The organism is Streptomyces sp. NBC_00704, assembly GCF_036226605.1.
In the GTDB taxonomy this organism is placed as follows: Bacteria; Actinomycetota; Actinomycetes; order Streptomycetales; family Streptomycetaceae; genus Streptomyces.
The window spans coordinates 770,202-791,370 of the sequence record NZ_CP109000.1 but is presented as its reverse complement, the minus strand read 5'-3'; the positions used below and the strand labels follow the sequence as shown (position 1 = coordinate 791,370).

General features: G+C 75.1%; 16 protein-coding genes. 6 read left to right on the top strand and 10 right to left on the bottom strand.

Annotation, left to right across the window (positions count from 1 at the left end; genetic code table 11):
* Nucleotides 1-25: 25 nt before the first annotated feature.
* The 4 genes from OG802_RS03325 to OG802_RS03310 form a co-directional block, all read right to left on the bottom strand.
* On the bottom strand, nt 26-5,035 hold the full coding sequence (locus OG802_RS03325) for a hypothetical protein (RefSeq protein ID WP_329407039.1): 5,010 nt from the start codon (nt 5,033-5,035) through the stop codon (nt 26-28).
* Complete coding sequence (locus OG802_RS03320; RefSeq protein WP_329407038.1) at nt 5,032-5,886, bottom strand: DUF4132 domain-containing protein; 855 nt, start codon at nt 5,884-5,886, stop codon at nt 5,032-5,034. Before OG802_RS03320 ends, OG802_RS03325 begins: the two co-directional genes overlap by 4 nt.
* Before the next feature lie 271 nt (nt 5,887-6,157).
* Complete coding sequence (locus OG802_RS03315; protein ID WP_329407036.1) at nt 6,158-6,547, bottom strand: cold-shock protein; 390 nt, start codon at nt 6,545-6,547, stop codon at nt 6,158-6,160.
* A 174-nt stretch (nt 6,548-6,721) separates the two neighbouring features.
* Nucleotides 6,722-7,108, bottom strand: a complete 387-nt coding sequence (locus OG802_RS03310; protein ID WP_329407034.1) for a DUF5997 family protein — start codon at nt 7,106-7,108, stop codon at nt 6,722-6,724.
* 58 nt (nt 7,109-7,166) lie between these two features.
* Between OG802_RS03310 and OG802_RS03305 the strand changes: the two genes are divergently transcribed.
* Complete coding sequence (locus tag OG802_RS03305) at nt 7,167-8,009, top strand: LysR family substrate-binding domain-containing protein (protein WP_329407032.1); 843 nt, start codon at nt 7,167-7,169, stop codon at nt 8,007-8,009.
* Nucleotides 8,010-8,130: 121 nt separating this feature from the next.
* On the opposite strand, the gene OG802_RS03300 is transcribed toward OG802_RS03305, so the two are convergent.
* A complete protein-coding gene (locus tag OG802_RS03300; RefSeq protein ID WP_329407030.1) occupies nt 8,131-8,607 on the bottom strand; it encodes an Lrp/AsnC family transcriptional regulator in 477 nt (158 codons plus the stop codon).
* A 406-nt stretch (nt 8,608-9,013) separates the two neighbouring features.
* Here OG802_RS03300 and OG802_RS03295 point away from each other — a divergent pair, with 406 nt between their 5' ends.
* Together OG802_RS03295 and OG802_RS03290 are read left to right on the top strand one after the other, a co-directional pair.
* Nucleotides 9,014-10,525 carry an FUSC family protein gene (locus OG802_RS03295; RefSeq protein WP_329407029.1) on the top strand — a complete coding sequence of 504 codons (1,512 nt, stop codon included), beginning with the start codon at nt 9,014-9,016 and terminating at the stop codon, nt 10,523-10,525.
* A 148-nt stretch (nt 10,526-10,673) separates the two neighbouring features.
* Nucleotides 10,674-11,714 (top strand): lactonase family protein, encoded by a 1,041-nt coding sequence (locus OG802_RS03290; protein ID WP_329407027.1) that lies wholly within the window; start codon nt 10,674-10,676, stop codon nt 11,712-11,714.
* Between the two features lie 204 nt (nt 11,715-11,918).
* Here OG802_RS03290 and OG802_RS03285 read toward each other — a convergent pair whose 3' ends face one another.
* Both OG802_RS03285 and OG802_RS03280 read right to left on the bottom strand, forming a co-directional pair.
* Nucleotides 11,919-12,842: a sirohydrochlorin chelatase gene (locus OG802_RS03285; protein ID WP_329407025.1), complete on the bottom strand. Its 924-nt coding sequence runs from the start codon at nt 12,840-12,842 to the stop codon at nt 11,919-11,921.
* Between the two features lie 188 nt (nt 12,843-13,030).
* Nucleotides 13,031-14,047, bottom strand: coding sequence for an N-acetylglucosamine kinase (locus OG802_RS03280; RefSeq protein ID WP_329407022.1), 1,017 nt, complete (start codon nt 14,045-14,047; stop codon nt 13,031-13,033).
* A 222-nt stretch (nt 14,048-14,269) separates the two neighbouring features.
* Here OG802_RS03280 and OG802_RS03275 point away from each other — a divergent pair, with 222 nt between their 5' ends.
* Nucleotides 14,270-14,947 (top strand): uracil-DNA glycosylase, encoded by a 678-nt coding sequence (locus OG802_RS03275; RefSeq protein ID WP_329407019.1) that lies wholly within the window; start codon nt 14,270-14,272, stop codon nt 14,945-14,947.
* 401 nt (nt 14,948-15,348) lie between these two features.
* Here the strand turns inward: OG802_RS03275 and OG802_RS03270 are convergent, their stop codons facing one another.
* Nucleotides 15,349-16,500, bottom strand: a complete 1,152-nt coding sequence (locus OG802_RS03270) for a WD40/YVTN/BNR-like repeat-containing protein (RefSeq protein ID WP_329407016.1) — start codon at nt 16,498-16,500, stop codon at nt 15,349-15,351.
* 158 nt (nt 16,501-16,658) lie between these two features.
* Here OG802_RS03270 and OG802_RS03265 point away from each other — a divergent pair, with 158 nt between their 5' ends.
* Nucleotides 16,659-17,240 carry an Rv1733c family protein gene (locus OG802_RS03265; protein WP_329407013.1) on the top strand — a complete coding sequence of 194 codons (582 nt, stop codon included), beginning with the start codon at nt 16,659-16,661 and terminating at the stop codon, nt 17,238-17,240.
* Between the two features lie 238 nt (nt 17,241-17,478).
* Here the strand turns inward: OG802_RS03265 and OG802_RS03260 are convergent, their stop codons facing one another.
* Nucleotides 17,479-19,257 (bottom strand): acyl-CoA dehydrogenase family protein, encoded by a 1,779-nt coding sequence (locus tag OG802_RS03260; RefSeq protein WP_329407011.1) that lies wholly within the window; start codon nt 19,255-19,257, stop codon nt 17,479-17,481.
* A gap of 73 nt (nt 19,258-19,330) precedes the next feature.
* Between OG802_RS03260 and OG802_RS03255 the strand changes: the two genes are divergently transcribed.
* On the top strand, nt 19,331-20,083 hold the full coding sequence (locus OG802_RS03255; protein ID WP_329407009.1) for a PaaX family transcriptional regulator C-terminal domain-containing protein: 753 nt from the start codon (nt 19,331-19,333) through the stop codon (nt 20,081-20,083).
* Nucleotides 20,084-20,258: 175 nt separating this feature from the next.
* Here OG802_RS03255 and OG802_RS03250 read toward each other — a convergent pair whose 3' ends face one another.
* Nucleotides 20,259-20,990: a pectate lyase gene (locus OG802_RS03250; RefSeq protein ID WP_329407007.1), complete on the bottom strand. Its 732-nt coding sequence runs from the start codon at nt 20,988-20,990 to the stop codon at nt 20,259-20,261.
* Nucleotides 20,991-21,169: the final 179 nt, after the last annotated feature.

The window sequence follows — 21,169 nt, the reverse complement described above, 5'->3', positions numbered from 1 at the left end:
TCTTCCAGGGGTGAGGGGGCGGTGGTCATCGGCGGCGGCCCTTGCGGGTGGCCCGGGTGGTGAGCTCCTCGTAGGCGGGCGCGTCGCCGGAGCGCACGCGGTCCCACGCGCGCGTGAACAGCTCGGGCACCGGGACCAGAGGCACGGCGCGGACCCGGTCGCGCACCGGGTACAGGGCCTCCTTCCAGGTCTCCACCGGCAGGGCCGGGGACTTCAGGTCCAGCCAGCCGCAGGGCAGGAAGAGGGTCCGGCCGGCGCGCGCCCGCTTGGCCTCCACCACGAGGCCGGTCGCCGCGAGTTCGGCGCGGGCCTTCTTCGCGCGGGCGGGCCGCCACCCGGTCCAGCGCACGCAGTTGCGGTCGGTGGGATCCGGGAGGGCGAGGATCTGGAGGTAGAGCGCGGCCGCGTCCGCTCCGAGACCGTGCCGCGCGGCGACCTCGGCGACCAGTTCGGGCACGCTGAAGGCCGGGTCCTGCGCGTGCCCCGAAGCGCCGCGCGGATCGGTCCCCTCGGCGACGGCGTCGCCGAGGTCCTCGCCCAGGAGCGTCCGCAACGCGCGCATGCCCTGGCCCCGATGGGGCCCCACGAGGCCTTCGACCAGTCCGAACACCGGGTCGTCGGGACCGTCGAGCGCCCCGGGCCGCACCAGTACGGTCTCCTGTTCGCCGTACCACGGCCGCAGCACCAGCGACTCGCCCACGGCCGTCAGACCGTGCGCGTCCGCGCCTCCGGTCGCGGGCAGCCCGTAGGCCTTGCGCAGTTCGGCGGCGGTGGAGGAGCCCTTGTCGGTCCACGCGACGTCCAGGTCGAGCAGCAGCCCGGCATCGGCGACGCGCCGGCGCACGGCGGCCAGGCTCTCCGGCAGGACGGCCCGCAGCGGGTGCCCGTACGGCAGGGAGTAGGCGAGGCCGGCCAGGGCGGCCACGGCCCGCGTCAGGTCGTACCGGCCGGGCAGCGCCGCGGGGTCCTCCGCGACGAGGTTGCCGTCCTTGTCGGGCCGCTGCACGGTGGTGCGGTGGATCCAGGGGGTGAGCCGGGGGTTGAGGACCTCCTCCGCGGAACCCGTCGGCAGGCCGTCGAGCGCGAGTTCCCCGGCCAGTTCCTCGGGCAGCCGGACGACCCCGGCGAGCCGCTCGGCCCACATCCGTCCCGCGGCCCGCGTGTCCGGCCCGGACGTCCACAGGTCCCCGGGGGCCTCGGGCAGCAGCGCGCCGACGAGCGCCGCCCGGTCGTCGGCGTCCACGGACGCGAGCAGGCCGTCGCCGAGCTGTTTCTGACGGGGCTTCAGTCCGGTGGCGGCGATCACCTCGTCGGTGAGCTGCGGCGGGTTGCCGGCGAGCAGCAGCGCGGCCTGGAGGGGACCCAGCCCGCCGAGCGTCGCGGCCGCCAGGGCGTCGGGCGCCTCCGGCTGCCAGGGGGCGGGACCCTTGTCGCGGACGAGCCGGGCGACGGCCGCCGACGCGTCGGCCGGGTACACCGCCGGGTGCGCGCTCTCCCGCACCAGGGTGAAGTGGGCGGTCGCGCCGAACCGGCCGGTCGGATCGTGGTCGAGGGCGAGCCAGTTCACCCGGGCGTTCTGCCGGTCGATGCTCTGGCACCCGAGGACGACGACGGTACGGCCGTCCCGGCGCAGCACCTGCCCGGCACGCTCCTGCTTCTCGTACGGCTCGCTCAGGACGACCTCCCGCAGCCCGACCTCGGGCGCGGCCAGCGGCCCGTCGGCGATCGCCTCCAGCAGCAGGAGCAGCGCCTCCCGGTGCTGCACGGTCGTCGTCGGGCAGGCCGCCCGGTAGGCGAGCGGACGCAGCACGTCCAGCACGGGCGTCCAGACCGGGCCGATGCCGGGAACGGTGAACTCGTCGCTGCGCCAGCCTTCGGAGACGCCGGCCGCGCGGCAGGCCTCGGGCAGGGCCTTGCCGTCGGCGGGCTTCCCCGACAGCACATGGTTCACGGCGCGGATCTGGCGCAGGGTGGCCCAGCGCGCCTCGCCGCCCCACCACCCCTGCAACGGGGAGAGGCCGGTGACGGCCTCGCGCAACGTCTGGTCGTCGCCGTGCTCGGGCTTCAGGTCGGCGAACATGCCGTTGATCCGGTTGCTCTCCGCCTTCGGCCGGGCGACCGGCGGCGTCACGAACGCGGCGGTCGACTCGGCGAGCCGCAGCACCGCGCGCACGATCGCGCCGACCCCGGTGACCAGCCTGTCGTCGCCCAGCGCCGGCAGGAGGCGGGACACGGTCTCCCGCACGACCTCGTCCGCCGTGGGGACGTCCGAGCGGCTCTGGGAGGTGCCGTCGACCGCCCCGGCCGCGGCCAGGGCGGCCTGCCGCTCGGCCAGCGCCCGCGAGGCGGCCCGCACGATCGCGTCCGCCTGCTCGTCGGTCAGCGCGCGCAGCGCGGCCGACCCCCGCTCGTCGCGCGGACGCAGCGCGTGCCAGTACTCGGCAGGCACGACGAGCCGGGTGCCCGCGGCGAACTCACCGCCGCGCTCCATCGGCGTCAGCCGGCCGAGTTCGCCCGCGCCACGCGTGTCGTCGCCCGAGTACAGGGCGATCTGGCGGTGGAGACGGACGGCGACGGGCTCCGCCCCGCCGGGCAGCCGCAGCGCGCCGAGCGGAACGCCCGGAGCCCGGCCGCCCGACCAGGGCAGGGTGACGGTCCGGCCGTCCGGCGTGCCGGCGACCGTACGGGCCTCGGCGCCCTCGCCCTCGGCGCGCACCCACCGGCCGAGCACCGCGCCGTCGGTCCCGAAGGGCGTCTCCTCCAGGCCCGGTTGCAGCGGAAGCAGCTCGCAGTTCTCCTGCACCAGCGTCGCCCCCTCCCGGATGCCGGACCGCAGGAACGCGGGCAGCGAGGCACGCCCGTGCGTGCCGGTGGCCGGGTCGTACTCGAGCCAGACCTGCTGCCGGCCCTGACGGCCCTGGCGCCAGTAGGAGGCCCCGTCGCCCAGGACGCGGCGGCCGGCGGGCAGGACGGTGTCGCCGGCGTGCAGGGTGCGCCCGCCGGTCGCGCGCCCGCCGCCGGGCAGCGGGATCGACGGCGCGCCGGCCTCGGAGGAGCCGTACCAGTAGGCCGGGACCTGTTCGCCGCCGAGCGGGAAGACGTCGGCCGGGCGGGTGGACCAGTAGCCGAACTGCTTGCCGTCCTGCCGCCACATCACCAGCAGTTCGCCGTCCGTGTAGCGGAACGACGGACGCTGCCAGCGGTTCGGGGGCACGGGCATCCGCAGGTCGTGCTCCAGCAGGATTTCCCGCGGGCCGACGACGAACACCTTGTGCTCGCGCGAGACGACGAGCGCGGGCCACGCCTCCTGCACGGTCAGCGGGTTGTCGTGATCACGGCCGGGCTTGGTCTCGGCGTCGATCCTGCGCAGTGCCTCGTCGAGCGCCGGCCAGCCCAGTTCGTCCGGCACGCCCGCGCGCAGGGTCTGCCCGAGCAGCGGCGCGACCTCGCGCGCGGCGACGCGGGCCACGGCCGCCGGGCTGACCCGGGCGGCCACCGTGCGGAAGGGCCGCAGCCGTTCCAGCGCCGCGCGTGCGGCGGGCAGGCCGGCCGCCGCGGCCAGATCGCCCGCCGCGTCGTCCAGCCACTCCCGCAGCACGTCGCCGAGCACCGGGTGGGCGGCCAGGCCCTCCAGCACCTCGGCGCCGGGACGGGAGCCGCTGACGGCGCCGATGCCGGCGTACAGCAGACGGCGGGTGCGCGGGTCGGCGGCGGCCGCCGTCAGATCGCGCCGGCCGTCGCGGGGCTCGCTCAGCCAGCGGTCCAGGGCGAGGTGCACGACCCGGTCGGCGCCGGGCAGGGCCAGCGGCACCCCCTGGGCCACGCACAGGTCCAGCAAATCCAGGTCGGCGCCGGGGTGCCAGCGTCCCGAGCACAGGTCGACGGGCCGGCCCAGCTCGCGCAGTCGGGGGGCCATGCGTTCCACCAGGGCGAGAGTGGCCGGGGAGCGGCCGCTGACGGCGCTGCCGTGCTTGCGGTGCAGCGCCCACCGGCCGAGCCACTCCGCCGCGTCCACGTCGGACGCCGTCTCACCGGTGAGGAGCAGGTCCGCGCCGCACTCCGCGAGCAGCGCGAGCCAGAACTCGTCGTCCTTGACGGTGCGGCCCAGGCCCGCGGGCATGATCTCCAGCAGCCTTGCGCGCACCTGCGGCCGCTGCCCGGCGAGGACGGCGAGCGTGGCGCGGTAGGAGTTCCAGAAGGACGCGGGAGCCCGGACCGCGGCGGGCGAGGCGAGCAGATCGGCGACCAGCGCGCACTCCTCGGCGACCCGGTCCAGGCCGGCCGACCGGAGCAGTCCGCGCGCGTCCTGCGGCAGGGACGCGTACGGCGGCATGCCCGCCGCGCAGCGCTCCACCGTCAGCTGCCGGAACTGCGCCCAGGCGGTGACCGGGTCCAGCCGCGCGGCGAGCGCCCTGACGTGCTCCTTGAGCGCCTTGACCGTCAGCGCGCCGGCGAAGGCGAACTCCAGGAACACCGCCCGCTGGCGCTCCTCGTCGACCGCCAGCGCGTGCACCCGCTCGGCCTCACGTGCCTTGCCGAAGAAGGCGGAGGCGTACGTCGTGTTCTCGTGCTGGAGGAAGACGCGGGCCGCGTGCTCGTAGTAGGTCGGCAGGAAGTGCGGCACGGTCCGGCCGAGCCGGGCGCCCAGCTCCTCGAAGCCCTCCTTGGCGTTCCCGGGGCGGGACTTGGCCTGCCGGGCGAGGCGCTCCACGTCCTTGACCAGGGCGAGCGCGTGGTGGCCGTTGGCCGGGTCGTTGACCAGCGCCCAGGCGGGGAAGCCGAGCGTCTCCCGCCGCACCTGGCCGACCTCGGGCGTCGGCGCCTCGCGGGTCAGTCCGAGGAATTCCAGGGCGAGGTCCTCGGCGTCGCCGAGGGTGCCCGGCACGAGGCGCACGATCCTGCGGTCGTCCAGCGCGGGATGACCGTAGGTGCGCACGGTGAGCGTGTCGGCGTCCTCGCGGGCGGTGCTGCCCGGGGGCAGGACGGCGCCCGCGTCGAGCAGAAGGGCGGTGGTGTTCTCGTCGTGGGTCGTCATGCCGCCCGCTCCTCGTCCTCGATGTCGCGTCCGGCGTACAGCGAGGCCGCCATGCGCATGCCCTCCGACCAGGCCACCGGCCCGACCTGACCGAGCCTCAGCGCCCGGCCCGCGGCGTCGGTGAACGTGAGCGGGCCGGTCTCGGCCTCCTCGTAGCCCTCGTAGTCGCCCACCCACACGCGGGCTTCGACGGTGCGGCCGTCCTCCAGGACGGACGTCACGGCGTTGCCGCCGCGCACCCGGTAGCCGAGCTGGGTGACGCGGCCGTGCAGGAACCGCTGCTCCTTGAAGGCGCCGCCCGCGTACTCCTCGACGGACGAGTCCTGCGCGTCGAGGGCGGCGGGCCGTCGCCACACCTCGCGGAAGAGCTGCTGGGCGCGCTGCTGGACGCCGAGTTCCACGGCGAACTCCCGCAGCTCCTCCAGGTCGTCCAGGAGCACCGGGTGCGGGAGCCGCACCAGTCGGGGGGCGATGCGCACGGTGTCGCCGTCGAGGTCGACCAGGCCGAGGCCGCGCTCCGGGTCGGCGTCCCGCAGGAATCCCGCGACCTCGCCGTCGTCCCCGGTGACCACGAGGTCGCGCAGGGCGGCCTGCCAGGCCGGGTCGGGCCACACGTGGGCGATGACGGCGAACGGCACCGGCAGCGAGCGCACCATCCACCGCTCGACGTCGGCCAGGCAGCGCTGTTCGTGCCGTTCCAGCCACTCGACGAGCCGGCGCAGCCCCACCACCGCCGGCTCGTCGGCGATCTTGGGCGGCACGGACTTCAACCGCCGCCCCGCCGCGTTGCGGCACACCACCTTGCCGTCATCCAGAGCGACTTCGTAGTCGCCGGCCGACACCCACCCCATGTGTGCCTCCCGCACCCGCTGTGATCAAGTGCCGGGAACTGTAGATCAGGCCACTGACAACGGGGGCGGGGAGGCGGCGGGGGAGCGGTGGCCCGCTGACCGGGACGCGTGACTTCCGCAGGTCACGGCGAGGGTGCGACGACGCGGGGCCGGGCGCCATGCGGCCGGCGTGCGGCCGCATCCGGCCACGCGGGACGTGACGGCCGGCACGCGAGAGGTGACGGCTGCCGTGCGGGAAATGCGACGGCTGCCGCGCGGGAGACGCTCCGGGTCAGCCCTCTACCCAGCCGTGGTTCTTCGCGAACTGCGCGAGCCCGGCGCGCACCTGGAGGATCTGCTCGCCCGTGAGCGTGGGCGCCGCCGTCAGCAGCGCCTCGGTGACGTCCCTGGTGAACTCGTCCGTGCTGAGCACGTCGCACAGGACGTCGTCGTCGGCGGCGAGGGGCTTTCCGTCCGCCCCGCGCGCGAGCCGCACCCCGGAGGCCTTGGGACCGCGTTCGCCGTCCTCGATCTCGAACTCCACCACGATGCCCCGGCGGACCTGGGACTCGGGCATCAGCATGTCGTTCACGTGCAGGAAGACGTCCTCCCCGCCGTCGTCGGGCGCGATGAACCCGTAACCGCGCTGACTGTCGAAGCGCACCACACGACCAGCGACCATCCCAACCCCCAGCAACCTCGAAACACCACGTCGGTGAACTTGCTCAGATCGTAGTCAAGGCGACGGTCCCGGGCGACCACGGATCGCGGGCCGGACACGCGCGGCGGCGTCGGCTCCGCCACCGGGCCCGCGCAACCCCTCGAGCCCTGAAGCCCCTTTGCGGAGCCCGCCGGGTCAGGACTCCGCGCGCTCGGCGTTGCGCTTCTTGATCCGGACCGTCTCCTTGCGGACCTCGGCCTGCGTGGCGCGCTCCTTCTGCAGCCACTCCGGAGCGGCGTCCTTGATCGCCTCGATCTCCTCGGTCGTGAGCGCCCCGGTCACCCCGCCGCGGGCCAGGCCCGCGATGGACACGCCCAGCTTGGCCGCGACCACCGGGCGCGGGTGCGGTCCGTTCTCGCGCAGCGTGACCAGCCACTCGGGCGGGTTCGCCTGGAGCTCGTTCAGCTCGGCGCGCGTGACGACGCCCTCCTGGAACTCGGCGGGCGTGGCGGGGAGGTACACACCCAGCTTCTTCGCCGCGGTGGCGGCCTTCATCGTCTGGGTGTTCGCTTGCGACTTCATGCGGTCCAGGGTATCGGCCGCGGCGGAGGGCCCCGACCACAGCCGGTAGCCTGGCGGGATGACCGACTCCGCGGACACCCCCTCGTTCCGGCTCGCGTACGTCCCCGGAGTGACGCCCGCGAAATGGGCGCGGATCTGGGCGGAGCGCCTGCCCGACACCCCCCTCGTCCTCCTGAAGAGGTCCCCCGCCGAGGCCGACGGCCTCCTGCGCGAGGGCGGCGCCGACGCGGCCTTCGTGCGGCTGCCCGTCGACCGCGAGGCGTTCAGCGCGATCCCCCTGTACACCGAGACGACGGTCGTCGTGGTGCCCAGGGACCACGTGATCACCGCGGCCGAGGAGATCACCCTGGACGACCTCGCCGACGAGGTGGTCCTGCACCCCCTCGACGACGTCATCGGCTGGGAGCGGCCGCCCGGCGAGGCCGCCTTCGAGCGACCGGCGACCACCGAGGACGCGATCGAGCTGGTCGCGGCGAACATCGGCGTCCTGGTCGTCCCGCAGTCGCTGGCCCGGCTGCACCACCGCCGCGACCTGACCTACCGCACCCTCGTCGACGCCCCGCAGTCGGAGGTCGCCCTGGCCTGGCCGCAGGAGTCGACCACCGACCTGGTCGAGGACTTCATCGGCATCGTCCGGGGCCGCACGGTCAACAGCACCCGGGGCCGCGCCGGCCGGACCCCGGCGGCGGAGCCGAAGAAGGACGAGCGCCGTAAGCCGCAGCAGGGCGGCGCCCCGCGCCGGAGCACGGCCGCCGGAACCCGGGGCCGCGGCGCGGGCGCGAAGGGCGCCGGCGGAGCGAAGGGCTCGGGCGCGAAGGGCGGCGGAGCGAAGAGCGGGGGCGCGAAGAGCGGCGGCAGCAGGCGCGCCGCCGGCGGCGGAAAGCCCCGCCGCAGGTCGTAGGTCCCCGTCGGTCGGTCTTTCGAAGGTCGGCCTTCGTCGGCCGACCTTCGCCGGTCGGCTTTCCGGACGCCCACACCCGGCGAGCGGTACGGCCCGGAGCGGAGCGGTGCGGAGCGGGAGGCTACTTCGCGGCCGCCCGCCCGATCGACTCCACCAGCGGCAGCAGCCGGTGCGGGACGCGTTCGCGCAGCGCCACCTCGGTGCGGGTGCGCACCACGCCGGGCAGGCTGATGAGCTTCTGGACCACGTCCTCCAGATGCTCGTTGTCGCGCGCCACGACCCGGGTGACGAGATCGCCGCCGCCGGTGACGGAGAACGCCTCGACGATCTCCGGCACGGACGCCAAGGCGTCGCCCACGTCGTCGAGGTGGCCCTGGGTGACCTCGATGTGCACGAACGCGAGCACGGGATGGCCCAGCGCGGCCGGGGACAGCGACGGCCCCATGCCGGTGATCACGCCGTCGCGCTCCAGGCGGTCGAGGCGGGCCTGGAGGGTGCCGCGCGCGATGCCGAGGAGACGGGCGTACTCGCGCACGCTGGTGCGCGGCTGCTCCAGCAGCAGACGCAGGATGCGGGTGTCCAGCTCGTCCACGGTCACGTTCGTCGCCCCGTTCCTTCCCTCGCCCGTGCGTCCTCGGCCCCGCCGCCGGGCGACCGGCCCGCCCCTGCGAGACCGGCCCGCCCCTGCTGATCAGCGTGACAGTACCAACGCCGTGATGTGGCGCGAGCGGACGAGGCGGCCGAACGGCCGGGGACGCGGGTGTGCCGGGGGCCGCCCCGCCCGGTGGGCCGATGGCCGAACGGCGGTCCGCCTGCGGCCGCCCTGACTGGGCCATTGGCCCATCGCTGACCGACCCGGTTGAACCACTCGCCCATCAGATGCTGAGATGGACCGGTCGATGGCGCTGCGGACTCCGCGGCGCCTTTCTCATGTCGTTCGGCGGGTCGTGCTCACATCGCGCGCGGGCGCGGGGCGCATCAGGGTGGGGAAAGGGCGGGGCAGCTTGCTGAAGAGGGCGTTCGTGGCACCGGATCCGGGGCGGGTGCGACTGCGGTTCGCCGCCCGGGCGGTGCTCGGCATCGGGCTGGCCGTCGCGCTGTGCGCGGCGGCCGGGCACACCCTGACCGCGGCCGTCACGGGTGGCTTGGCCGCACTGCTCGCACTGTTCACGGTGACCGACGCGACGGTGCGCGGGCAGGCCGTGACGACCGCGCTGCTGCCCGTGGTCGGGCTTCCCGTGCTCACGCTCGCGGCCTTCCTGCACGACGTCCCCGTCGCCCGCGACCTCGCGTTCCTCGCGGTGGTCGGCGCGGGAGGCTATGCGCGCCGGTGGGGCCCGCGCGGACACTCCCTCGGGGTGTTCGCCTTCATGACCTTCTTCGCCGCGCAGTTCCTGCACACCGTCCCCGGCCGGCTGCCGGAGCTCTACGCGGCCGTGGCGCTCTCGCTCGCGGCGTCGTCGGCCGTGCGGTTCGGGGCCTGGTGCTACGAGCGGCGTATGCCGCCGCCGGCCGCCCTCGCCCCGCCGTCCGGCGGTACCGGGCTGGCGCGCATCACCACCCGGCAGGCCGTGCAGGCCACCGTGGGCGCGGGGATCGCCCTCGTCGCCGGACAGGCGCTCTCCGACCAGCGCTGGTACTGGGCCGTGGGCGCGACCTGGTGGGTGTTCGTGAACACCGCCTCACGCGGCGAGACGCTGGTCCGAGGTTTCCGGCGGTTCCTCGGCACCGTCCTCGGGATCGCCCTGGGCTTGGTGGTGACCGTGCCCCTGCACGGTGAGCCGGTGGCGTCCGTCCTGGTCGTCGCCGTCGCCGTCTTCGGCATCTTCTACACGGCGGCCGTCTCCTACACCTGGATGATGCTCGCCGTGACCGTCATGGCCAGCGCGCTGTACGGCCTGCTCGGCGTGCTCGACCCCGCCCTGCTCGCCCTGCGGGCGGCGGAGACGGCCGTGGGAGCGCTGGGCGCGGTGCTCGCGGTGCTGCTCGTGCTCCCGGTCACCACGCACTCCGTGACGGACGCGTGGGTGGAGCGCGCGCTGCGCTGCGTGCACGTCTGCACGGCCGAGGCCGCCGCCCGGCTCGCCGGGTCGGTCACGGCGGACCCGGCCCTGCGGGTGGCCGAGCTGGAACAGATCCTCGCGCGGGTCCGCCTCTCGCTGGCCCCGCTCGTGCATCCGCTCACCCCGCTGCGGGCCCGCAAGGAGCGGGCGCGCAGCGTGCTCGCGCTGCTGGACGACTGCGCCCGCGAGGTGCGCGGGCTCGCCGCGGTCGCCGCGGACCCGGAGGCCTCGCACGACGCCCGGCTCGTCGCCGCCTGCTGGCGGGTGGAGACCGCAGTCGAGGCGCTGACCGGCCCCTCGTCCGACGGCGGACGGGACGCGGTGCGGGCCGCCGCCGAGCCGCACGGCGCGCCCGCCGAGCCGGTCCTGGCTCATCTGCACGCCCTGGAGCACGCGCTCCTCGAACTCGCCGGACCGCTGCGCGGCTCGGGCCGCGTGTCCGTCGGTACCTGAGCGTCCCGTCCCGGCGGCCCGCCGACAGGGGACGCCGGGAGGGGGCGCCGGGCGAGCGTGGCTGGTCTAGACCGCTCGTGATCGACTGCTACCGTCACCCCGAGCAACAGCGTCAGCAGCGGCAGCGGCGACCCGGAAGGGGACAGCGGTGGCAGACCTCGGCGGACGGAGACGGCGCGCGTTCATCGGCTCGTTCACGGCGGCCGGAGGGCCCGGCATCGTGGCCGCCGCCGTGGACCCGGCCAGTGGGGCCCTGACCGTCCTGAGCAGGGTGAACAGCATCCCGGACCCTTCCTATCTGGCCCTGTCCGCCACCGGCGGGACGCTGTACGCGGTCAGCGAGACCGCGGACGGCGCGGTGGCCGCCTACCGGGTGAGCGGCGACGTGCCGGAGCCCGCGGGCCCGCCGGTGCCGGTGAACGGCAGCGGACCCACCCACCTCAGCGTGTTCGACGGCCACGTCCTCACCGCCAACTACGGCTCGGGCAGCGTCACCGCCGTCCCGGTCCGCGCGGACGGAGCCCTCGCCCGCGTCGCCTCCGGCGTCCTGCGGCACTCCGGGTCCGGCCCGCACACGCGGCGCCAGCAGGGGCCGCACGCCCACCAGGTGCGGCCCGATCCGAGCGGCCGCTGGGCGGTCAGCGTCGACCTCGGCACGGACTCCGTACGGGTGTGCTCCCTGCGGGACGGCAGCCCCGTCCTGCATCGCGAGCACGCGCTGCGCCCCGGCTCCGGCCCGCGCCATCTGGCCTTCCACCCCGGGGGCCGGTACGCGTACGTCGTCAACGAACTCACGCCCACCGTCACGGTGTGCCGCTGGGACGCCGCGGACGGCGCCCTGAAGCCGCTCGCCGAGGCGGCGGTCCTGCCCGGCGCGCCCGCCGGCGACGCCTACCCCTCCGGCCTCGCCGTCTCACCGGACGGCCGGTTCGTCTGGACGGCGACCCGCGGCGAGGACGTGCTCTCCGTGTTCGCGGTCGGGGGGGACGGGGAAGCGCTGCGGTTGGTGGGCACGGTGCCCTGCGCCGGGCGCTGGCCCCGCGACCTGACCGAGTCCGGGGGCTTCCTCTACGTCGCGAACGAGCGCTCCGGCGACGTCACCTGGTTCGCCCTCGACCCGTCCACCGGCCTGCCCCGGCGCGGCGGTTCCCTCGCGGTCCCCGCCGCCTCCTGCGTCGTCCTCGGCTGAGCCGCCGCCGGCCGTCGCGGCCGCAGGGCCCGCCCCGGACGAGGTCGCCCCGCGACGGCCCCCGCCGCGCCCCGAGGCACGCCTCAACGGGGCCTGAGGCGAGTGTCCGGAGGCCGAGTGTCCGGAGGCGGCGTGACAGACGCGTAGGGCCCGCTCCTCACCCGGAGCGGGCCCTACGCGTCTGATGGCGTCCTAACGGCTGTGTCAACGGACCGGCGCGCCCTGCGGCTGCGGCGGCGCGATGCCCAGGGCGGTCGTGTACTTGCCCAGCGCGAGCTTGCCGATGGCCGGGTACGGGCCGAGCGCCTCGGCCGCCGGGCAGCCGGCTTCCCTGGCCGCCTCCTCGATCAGCGTGGCGTCGATCTCCGGGCCGATCAGGTACGGCGCCAGCGCCAGCTGCTGCGAACCGGACGAGCGCAGCTGCTCCGCGACGGAGGCGATCGAACCCTCCTGGTCGAGGGCCGCGGCCATGACGGGCACGGCCAGACGCGCGGCCAGCAGCATGCCGGTGATCCCGGCGGCCTGCACGGCCTCCTCCCCGCCCACGGAGGCGAGGATGATGCCGTCGGCGGCGGTCGCCACGGTGAACAGACGGGCGCGGTCCGCGCGGGCCAGGCCCGCCTCGGACAGCCGCACGTGCAGGGCCTCGGCGAGCAGCGGGTGCGGGCCGAGGACGTCGGTCAGCTCGGCCGCGATGCGGCTCTCCATGACCGCCTGGCGGACCTGGCGCAGCAGCGCGCCGTCGGGGCCGGCCAGCAGCGGCACGACCACGGCGACCGGGCCGTCGGGCTCCTTGACCTCCAGGCCGGCGGCACGGGCCTGCTCGAAGCGGGCCGTGCGCTCGTCGGCGGCACGCACCAGGACCGACTGCAGGGAGGGGAACTCGGAGTCGTCCCCGTCGAGGTAGCCGATGCGCGCGTCCAGGCCGGGAAGCTCGGAGCGGGCGATGCTCACGACCTCCTCGGCGAGGCCGCGGGTGGCGGCGCCGGGCGCGCCCGGAACCGCGAGGACGAGCGCCGGCGCGCCCTCGGGAGCCGCCAGAGGCTCGGGTCGGCGGTGCCGCCCGGGCTGGCGAGGTCGCGGCATTCGTACTGGCAGGCCGGACGCGGGCCCAGTGGGGGAGCTCATGGCGAGGCATGTTACTGGCTTCTTGGGCTCCCCTGTTCGGGGAGGGTGCACGTGAGCGGTATCCGTCCGCTTTTGTCTGATGAGTTACGTACGGATCAGAAGTGATCAGCGTGTTTTCCGGACGACTTGCCCTCCAAGGGAGTAATCCCCCTTTTGCGGGGTGACGTACGGTCCCTGCGCACGACGCATCAGGGGTGGTGCGCCACCGAGAGCAGGGTCTCCTCGTACGGCCAGACGAACGTGTCCGTCGTGAGCGCCACGGCAATGCGCACGGCCCCCTCCAGCGGGTCGCCCTCGGCAGGCGTCCGCCGGGCCTGCGGCAGTGCTCGCGCCATCTCCTCCTCCAGGGGGACGAGAAGGGGAGCGCCGATGTCGAACAGGCCCCCGGTGAGAGCGATCAGGGGTTCCCCGGCGGGCGGGCACACCGCGGCGGCCGACTCCACGATGTGCCGGGCCGCCGTGCGCAGCACATCGCCGGCGACCGGGTCGTCCTGCGCACAGGCGGCCACGGCCGGAGCGAAGGAGGCCACGACGGCCGCACGGTCGGAGCGCGGGTACAGCAGCCCCGGCAGCCCCGGAAGGGGGCCGAACCGCTCCCGCGCGCGGGCGAGCAGCGCGGCCGAACCGCCGGGACGCCCGTCGTACGCGCGCAGGGCGGCCTCCAGCCCGGCGCGCCCGATCCAGGCGCCGCTCCCGCAGTCGCCCAGCAGGTGCCCCCAGCCGTCCGCCCGCCGCCACGACGTCAGATCCGTGCCGATCGCGATCACACCGGTCCCCGCGGCCACGACGGCCCCGGGCCGTGGACCGAGGGCGCCGGCGTAGGCGGTGACGGCGTCGGCGGCGAGCGCGGTCGTACGCACCCCGAACTCCCGGACCAGCGCGGCGGGGAGTTCGGCTCGCAGCGCCTCGCCCAGCGTGCTGAACCCCGCCGCGCCCACGACGGCCGTGGCCGGCGCCGGCGCGCCCGTCTCGGCCGCCAACGCCCGTGCCAGCGGGGCAAGTCGCGCCATCAGATCGCCGGGATCGATGCCCCGCGCGCCGGTGCGCACGGGTTCCGGGGACGAGCGCCGGCCCAGTACGCCCCGCCCGACGGTGCCCACGGCGACCCGCAGCCCGGAACCGCCCGAGTCGACGGCCAGGACACCGACGTCGCCCACCGGGCCGACGTCCGAGGAGTGCCGCACACGGCCAGGCGGCTCGGTCATGGGATGCAGCGGACTCCCCGTTCTTCCGGTGAGCGGACGTCAGGCGGGCACGGAGCGGGTGTGGGACGGGCGCGGGGCCGAACGCGACGGCGCGGCGACCTCGAGGACCTCGACGACTCGACGACCTCGACGAGGGGGAAGACTAGCGTCGCCGGCGGTGCCCGGGCGGGGAGGATCGGTGCCGGTGCGCGGGTGGGTGAAGTGCCAGTAGGGTGACGCGTTGTGGCACCACGACCTCTGTATGAACTTGTCGAAGCGGGCTGGGCGAAGGCCCTCGAACCCGTCGCTGAACGCGTCGCCGCCATGGGGGACTTCCTGCGGGCCGAGATAGCGGCCGGCCGGACGTATCTCCCGGCCGGGGCGAACGTGCTGCGCGCTTTCCAGCAGCCCTTCGACGACGTCCGTGTCCTGATCGTCGGCCAGGATCCCTACCCGACGCCGGGGATGGCCATCGGGCTGAGTTTCGCGGTGGCGCCCGAGGTGCGGTCGCTGCCGGGCAGCCTGGAGAACATCTTCCGCGAGATGCACTCGGACCTCGGCGTGGACAGGCCGTCGAACGGCGATCTGACGCCCTGGACCCGGCAGGGCGTGCTGCTGCTCAACAGGGCCTTGACCACCGCTCCGCGCAAGCCCGGCGCGCACCGGGGCCAGGGCTGGGAGGAAGTCACCGAGCAGGCCATCCGGGCGCTGGCGGCACGGGGCAAGCCGCTCGTGTCGATCCTGTGGGGGCGTGACGCACGCAATTGCCGGCCGTTGCTGGGGGATCTCCCGGCGATCGAGTCCGCGCATCCGTCCCCGATGTCGGCGGACCGCGGCTTCTTCGGCTCACGGCCGTTCAGCAGGGCCAACGCCCTGCTCGTCGAGCAGGGCGCGCAGCCGGTGGACTGGCGACTGCCGTAGTCCGGCCCCGCCCGCCGCGACGGTACCGCGCGACGGCGGGCGGTGACCGCAACCGCGAACGGCCCCGGCCCCGGACCCGTTGGGCGGGGACGCCCGAACCGGCGGCGGGGCCTCCGGAGGCGCTCCGGCATGCGAGCGCCGACCGGCCCACACCGTCGGCCTGCACCGTCATCCGGGCCCGCGCCGCCGGACAGTCCGACGCACCACGCACCACGCGCCACGCCTACGGGCCGAACCCGGCACCCGAAGCCGGCGCCCGTGCCCGCCGCTCCACCCCGCCCGCGACCGGCCCGCGCCGGACGGCCACGCGACGCGGGCCGTCATCGGCTCGGGCTGCTCGGGCTGCGCACGCAGCGCGCGCTACCGGGGTCGGTCCCGCCGCGGATACGGGCGGTTCGGGCTCATCCGACCACGGCGGCCCGTACGCACAGCACGTCGGGCAGGTGCGAGGCCAACTGCCGCCAGCTGTCGCCGTCGTCGGCGGAGGCGAACACCTCGCCGTTGCGGTTGCCGAAGTACACGCCGGCCGGGTCCGCGTCGTCCGTGCACATCGCGTCGCGCAGGACCGTGCCGTAGTGGTCCTCCTGCGGCAGCCCCGCGGAGAGCGGCTCCCAGCTCTTCCCGGCGTCCGCGGTACGGAAGACCCGGCACCGGCGGTCGGCCGGCACCCGGTCCGCGTCGGCGTTGATGGGGAACACGTACGCCGTGTCCCCGCGCGAGGGATGCGCGGCGACGGCGAAGCCGAAGGTGGACGGCAGTCCCTCGCCGATGTCGGTCCACTGTGCGCCCGCGTCGTCGCTGCGGTAGACCCCCCAGTGGTTCTGGAGGTAGAGGCGGTCCGGGTTCGCCGCGTCCCTGGCGACCTTGTGGACGCACTGGCCGAACTCCGGGTCGGGATCCGGCAGGAACACTGCCGACACACCGGAGTTGGACGGAGCCCAGCTCGCCCCGCCGTCCGTCGTGCGGAACACCCCGGCGGTCGACACCGCCACGGTCACCGCCCGCGGGTCGCGCCGGTCGGTGAGGATGGTGTGCAGGCCCTCGCCGCCGCCGCCCGGCACCCAGCGGGAGCGGGTCGGGTGCTCCCACAGCGGGCGGACCAGTTCGAAGCTCTCGCCCCGGTCCTCCGAGCGGTACAACGCGGCCGGCTCCGTGCCCGCGTACACCACGTCCGGTTCGGCCGCCGCCGGGTGCAGCTGCCACACCCGCTCCAGCGACGCCCCCGTGTCCTGCGGGAACCTGACGGCCGGGCTGGCCGGTTCGGTCCAGGTGCGGCCGAGGTCGTCGGAGTGGAACACCGACGGCCCCCAGTGCGCGCTGTCGCCGCCGGCCAGCAGCCGCGGGCGCTCGCCGCGGGTGTCCACGGCGAGCGAGTAGATCGCCTGTGCGTTGAAGTAAGGGGTCTCGTCGAACTCCCACACGCCGCCGCGCCGACGCCCGATGAACAGGCCTTTGCGCGTGCCCACGGCGAGCAGTACCTCGGTCATGCCGATCACCTCCGCTGTGTCCTCGACATCGTCGTCCCGGACACCGGCCAGTCTGCACCCCGCCACTGACAGTCACCTCCGGAAACGCCGTCGACGCAGGTCGCGGCGGGTGTGGCGGGCCGGCGCCGCGCGACTTCGGCCGCCTCGCCGATGAGCACCGGACGCGTGCGGCGCGTATGGGAGGGAGCCGGGATGTTCATGTGCTCACGAGGAGGCGGCCTTCGATGGCGTTCCGTGGTCCGAAGGTGTGGCTGTGGCGCTGGCGGCGCAACCCGCTCAAGCGTCGCGCCGACACGGTGGAGTCCTGGGTCGTGCTCGGCGTCTGGGCGCTCACCGTCCTCGCCGGGACGCTGGCGGCGTCCGCGACCGCGGACTCCGTGGGACAGGGGCTGGCGCGCGAGCGTGTCGAGTGGCGTCCCCTCGTCGGACGACTGACCGAGCGCGCCCCCGGCAAGACACCGTCCGGCGGTTCCTCCAGCGGTGACAAGGTGTGGGCGAAGGTCGGCTGGACCGGACCGGACGGCTCCGCCCACACCGGCCAGGTCCGGGTCGGCCCGGGCAGCGCCGCGGGCACCCCGGTCGAGGTCTGGACGGACCGCCGGGGTCGCCTGGTGACCCGTCCGGTCAGCGCGTCGCAGGCCAGGCTGCGCGCATCCCTCGTCGGAGCCCTGGCCGGAGTCGGTGTGGCGACCCTGCCCCTCGCGGGCGGGCGCGTGGTGCGCGCCGGACTGGAACGCCGCCGCATGGACCAGTGGGACGTCGAATGGGCCCGCTTCGCCGTGCTCTGGGGCCGCCCGACGAGCTGACCGAAACCACCGAGCGGCGAGACATCGCCGAGCCCCGGCGCGACAGGCCTGGGCGGCGAGCCGGGTCGGGCCGGCGCGACGGCTCCGAGCGGTCCGTCGCGTCCGACGGGGGTCCGAGCGGTCCGTCGCGTCCGACTGACCCGTGCGCCGGACCGGTCAGGCCCGAACGCCCACCCGGCCACGGTCGGCCGGCCGCCCGGCACAACTGTGCGCTCGCTTCTCAGTGGCGGTGCGTGGGCTATCGGCGCGAGGTCCGTCGGTTCGCGACGGCGGACACGCTTCGGGTGGCCCCCTCGGGAAGCGCGCGTTCCAGGATCCCGTCCACGTCGGCGGCGTCGGGGAGGGTGCCGAAGGAGTGCCCCCAGTCGCCGCCCAGCCGGGTGGCGCAGAAGGCGTCGGCGACAGCGGGCGGCGCGTGCCGCACCAGCAGGGAGGCCTGGAGGGTGAGCGCCATCTCCTCCACCAGCCGGCGGGCCCCGGACGGCGTGGCCGTGGTCAGCCGTGACGTCAGCCGGACGACGGCCGCGTCCAGCCGGGCGTCCGCGCCGCGCGCGTGGGCGAGTTCGGCGAACAGCGCGTCCGCGGTCGCCGGCTCGCGCGTCAACGCCCGCAGCACGTCGAGGGCGTTGACGTTGCCCGAGCCCTCCCAGATCGACAGCAGAGGTGCCTCGCGGTAGTGCCGGGGCATCCCCGAGTCCTCGACGTAGCCGTTGCCGCCGAGGCACTCCAGGGCCTCCGCGGTGAAGGCCGGCCCCCGCTTGGTGACCCAGTACTTGCCGATGGCGGTGGCGATCCGCCGGAAGGACCGCTCGTCCCCCTGGCCGTCGTCCCCGCGCACCGCCCGGTCGGCGGCCCCGGCCAGACGCAGCGTGAGCGTGGTGGCGGCCTCCGACTCCAGCGCCAGGTCGGCCAGGACGTTGCGCATCAGGGGCTGGTCGAGCAGGCGGGCCCCGAACGCGCTGCGGTGGCGCACATGGTGTCCGGCCTCCACGAGTGTCTTGCGCATCAGGGCCGCCGACATCATCACGCAGTCGAGCCGCGTGCAGTTGACCATCTCGATGATGGTCTTGACGCCCTGCCCCTCGGGCCCGACCAGCCAGGCGACGGTCCCGTCGAACTCCGGCTCGGAGGACGCGTTGGAGCGGTTGCCGAGCTTGTCCTTGAGCCGCTGCACACGGAACGTGTTGCGCACGCCGTCGGGCAGCACCCGCGGCACGAGGAAGCAGGACAGGCCGCCGGGAGCCTGCGCCAGCACCAGGAACACGTCGCACATCGGCGCCGACGTGAACCACTTGTGCCCGCGCAGCGTGTACACCCCGGGCTCCGCCGTGGGCGCGGCCGCGGTCGTGTTCGTCCGGACGTCGGACCCGCCCTGCTTCTCCGTCATCCCCATGCCGGCGAGCAGGCCGCGCTTGTCCGTCGGCACCCGCAGTCCCGGGTCGTACTCCCGGCTGGTCAGCAGCGGCTCGTAGACGGCGGCGAGTTCCGGCTGCCGGCGCAGCGCGGGGACGGCCGCGTACGTCATGGACGTCGGACAGCCGTGCCCGGCCTCGGTGTGTCCCCAGGCGAGACCGCCCGCCGTGCGCGCCACATGGGCGCCGGGCCGGTCGTCGGCCCAGGGCGCGCCCGCCAGGCCCTCGGCGACCGCCACCCGCATCAGCTCGTGCCAGCTCGGGTGGAAGTCGACCTCGTCGAGACGGTGACCGTACCGGTCGTGCGTGCGCAGGACGGGCTCGTGCCGGTTGGCCAGGTCGCTCCACTCCTGGGCCTCGGCGCTCCCGGCCAGCAGTCCGGTCCTGCGGACGTCCGCCTCCGCCCAGCCGGCGCCCTCCCGCCGCAGCCCCTCCAGCAGCGCGGAGTCCTCGGCGGCGTCGTAGGGGGCCAGCGGCGGCGGCTGGTTGGTGACGTGGTGCGTCCCACTCGCCGACGCCGAGGAGAGGAACTGCGGCGACGGCGGGGACGACGGGGACGAGGGGGAGGGCGAGGGGGACGAGGAGTGCGCGAGCGTCGGGGCCATGCCGACCATGTTGCACTCTGTCTGCGGCCGCAGCAATAGTGCAACATGGCCGGCGCACGTACAGTACGTGCCCATGCGGATGAACGTGCCGGCGCGGCCCGGCGAGGTCGACCTGCCCCCGCTGTCCGCCCGGTCGGTGGTGCTGAGCCTGCTGCTGGGCGCGCATCCGCCCGAGCTGACGGCCAGGGATCTGGTGGCGGGGGTGGAGCGGTTCGGCGTCGGCGGATCGACGGTGCGGGCCGCGCTGAGCCGGATGGTGGCGGCGGGCGACCTCCGCAGGGCCGACGGCGTCTACCGGCTCAGCGACCGGCTGCTGGAGCGCCGGCGTCGGCAGGACGACGCCGTGCACCCGCACACGCGCGCGTGGGACGGCGACTGGGAGATGCCGGTGATCACCGCGACCGGCCGCGACCCCGCCGACCGCGCCGGACTGCGCACCCGGCTGAGCGACCTCAGACTCGCCGAGCTGCGCGAGGGCGTCTGGCTGCGCCCGGCCAATCTGGGCCGTCCCTGGCCCGCCGACCTGGACGGCGTCGTCCGGCGTTTCACCGCCCGGCCGGACGCGCCCGCCCGTGAGCTGGCCGAGAGCCTCTGGCCGCTCGACGCGTGGGCGCGGACGGCACGCGCCCTCCTGGCCCATGTCGAGGGGGCGCGACAGCCCGCCGACCGTTTCACGGGCCTCGCGGCGGTCGTCCGGCACCTGCTGGTCGACCCCGTGCTGCCCGCCGTCCTGCTGCCCGACGACTGGCCCGGCGCCGAACTGCGCGCCCTCTACGACCAGCACCGCCGCGAGCTCTCCGCGGCGGTGCTGGGGACGGCTCCCTGACCCTGGGCGGCCGTGCGAAGCGCTGGGTGGGGGACGCTCGGCACGGCCGCCTTCTCACCGTGGGGGGACCGGGGAGCGACCGCCGGCAGGTGGCGCGCACCCGCCGGTCCGCCCGGCGGAGTACGGGAGAGCCACCCGCTGCCGGGCGGCCACGCGCTGCCGGGCGGCGAAGGGCCTATTTGTAGGTGATGTCGGACGACGCGTACTTGCAGTAGGTGCCGTCGGCGCCCGCGCCGTTCTTGGGCGGCTCCGCGCCCGTGCTGTTGCCGATGTACTTCTGGCAGGGAACGATCTTCTTGCTGCTGTCCCCGACGATGGTGATCTTCTTCAGGGTCGCGCTGTCGCCGTAGTTGGTGTTGATGCCGACGAGCCGGCCGCCCTTGTACGTCGCCTCGATGGTGTTGAGGTTGATCGTGCGCTTGTACTGGCCGCTCTTGCAGTTGCCGCAACTGCGCACGAAGGTCCCGAAGTTCTTCACCGCGAAGTTGGAGACGTTGAGCGTGCCGCCGCCGTTGAACTGGAACACCTTGTCGCTGGCTTCCTTCGCCCCGCCGCCGGAGACGGTGTAGACGTTGGACGACGAGGACCCGAGGAAGGTCGCCGCGTCCTCGCCGACGTCCTCCCACCAGACGTTCTGCAGCGTGCAGTTGCCCAGGCAGTGGATGCCGTCCGCGGCGGGCGCGCCGATGATGACGTTCTTCAGGACGGCGCCGGCCTTGAGCTCCAGGATCGGGTCCTGGTCCTCGTTCTGGCCGCCGCTGCCGAGGTCGCCGCTGCCGTACAGGCGCTGCATCCCGTAGTCCTTGGTGCCGGAGACGGAGATGGTGGCGGTCACCGGCTTGCTGCTGGTCGGGGTCGGCCAGGTGGCGGCGCTCGCCGGCGTGAGCGCGCCACTGGTCATGATCATGCCAACAGTGAGGCCGACCGCGGCCAGTCCGCCGGTGAGGGCGCGCCCGTGCGACCGGCCACCGGGCCGGGCCGTCGACGCCCGCGCCGCCGGGGGCGTGTGCGGAGTTGCTGATGAAGTCGCTGGTGAAGTCATGTCCCGATGCCTTCTTCCGGATGGGGGACGGGGGACGGGGAAAC